Source organism: Bacteroides sp. AM23-12 (assembly GCF_003434395.1).
Taxonomy (GTDB): domain Bacteria; phylum Bacteroidota; class Bacteroidia; order Bacteroidales; family Bacteroidaceae; genus Bacteroides; species Bacteroides thetaiotaomicron.
The window spans coordinates 1-1,718 of record NZ_QTLF01000075.1 but is presented as its reverse complement, the minus strand read 5'-3'; the positions used below and the strand labels follow the sequence as shown (position 1 = coordinate 1,718).

General features: G+C 49.8%; 2 protein-coding genes. Both read left to right on the top strand.

Annotated elements, in window-relative coordinates; translation table 11 throughout:
* On the top strand, window positions 1–231 hold a 231-nt coding region (locus tag DW640_RS24180; RefSeq protein ID WP_233525474.1), incomplete at its 5' end, for a UpxZ family transcription anti-terminator antagonist.
* A gap of 15 nt (window positions 232–246) precedes the next feature.
* Window positions 247–1,718, top strand: a 1,472-nt coding sequence (locus tag DW640_RS23035; RefSeq protein WP_199610466.1) for an SLBB domain-containing protein, incomplete at its 3' end; no start/stop codon positions are given.

Genomic DNA, 1,718 nt, shown 5'->3' with positions numbered 1-1,718 from the left:
AACGATTTATATTCACAACGGGGGAAGACACCGGAACAGGATGCTACCCTGTGTTTGGCCATCCTTCAGGGATATAATGTGTCGATGTACGCCAATCCGGAAGACGAGGATAGAAAACGGTCTGTCTTGCAGCGTTCTCTGACCCTCCTTGATGTTCTTCCCCCTTCTCTTCTTAAACAACAGTTGTCTGCGGTCTGTCACGGTATGCAGGAACTGTGTGAAACCAACTAACTTTTTTATTTGTCAATGAAAATACAACGACTTTTTAGCATTCTACTTTTTTGTTCTATGCTGGGAAGTGGCTCGCTTATGGCCCAGTCCATGAGTGACTCACAGGTACTGGAATATGTAAAGGACGGCATCCGGCAAGGCAAGGAACAGAAACAGCTTGCTTCCGAACTTGCGCGTAAAGGTGTGACCAAGGAACAGGCTATGCGTGTGAAGCAGCTCTATGAGCAGCAGAACAATGTAAACACCTCCCAATCCACGGGTACGGATATCAACGAGTCCCGCCTTCGTGAAGAGACTAAGGAGAATACTTCCGACATGCTGGAAGATCATCCGACTACGGAAGATTTGGTCCGTGAGGATCAGGTTTTCGGGCGCAACATCTTCAATACCCGCAACCTGACGTTCGAGCCTAGTGTCAACCTTGCCACTCCTGCCAACTACCGTCTGGGCCCCGGTGATGAAGTCATCATCGATATCTGGGGTGCTAGCCAGAACACGATCCGCCAGCAGATCTCTCCTGAAGGCACCATCAATATTCAGAAGATCGGTCCTGTCAACCTTAGCGGTATGACAGTCTCCGCTGCCAACGACTATCTGAAGGGCGCCCTGAATAAGATCTATAACGGCCTGAACAATACTACCGACCCTACTTCCGACATCCGTCTGACTTTGGGTAATATCCGTACTATCCAGATCAATGTGATGGGAGAGGTCGTGCAGCCGGGTACCTACGCCCTTTCTTCCTTCTCTACCGTCTTCCACGCGCTTTACCGTGCAGGCGGTGTGAGTGATATCGGCAGCCTCCGCAACGTTCAGTTGGTACGCAACGGAAAGAATATCGCCACCATCGACGTCTACGAATTTATCATGAAAGGCAACACACAGGATGACATCCGCCTTCAGGAAGGTGACGTGGTTATCGTCCCCGCCTACGATGTCTTGGTAAAGATCAGCGGCAAGGTAAAACGTCCTATGCGTTTCGAAATGAAGAAGGACGAGAACCTTGCCACTTTAATCAAATATGCCGGCGGCTTTGAAGCCGATGCCTACACCCGTTCATTGCGTGTTGTCCGTCAGAATGGTGAGGAATATGAGGTCAACACAGTCAAGGATATGGACTACAGCATCTACACAATGCGTAACGGTGACGTTGTAACAGCCGAAGCCATCCTTAACCGCTTCACAAACAAACTGGAAATCCGTGGCGCTGTCTATCGTCCCGGCATCTACCAGCTCAGCGGTAAACTGAATACGATCCGTGAACTTGTCAATGAAGCCCAGGGTCTGACCGGTGACGCTTTCCTGAATCGTGCCGTCCTTTATCGCCAGCGTGAGGATTTGACCAGTGAAGTTGTTCAGATAGACATCAAGTCTATCATGGACGGTACTTCCCCGAACCTTGCCCTGATGAAGAATGACATCCTTTACATTCCGAGCATTCACGATCTGGAAGATCGTGGCAATGTCACAGTTCACGGTGAAGTCGC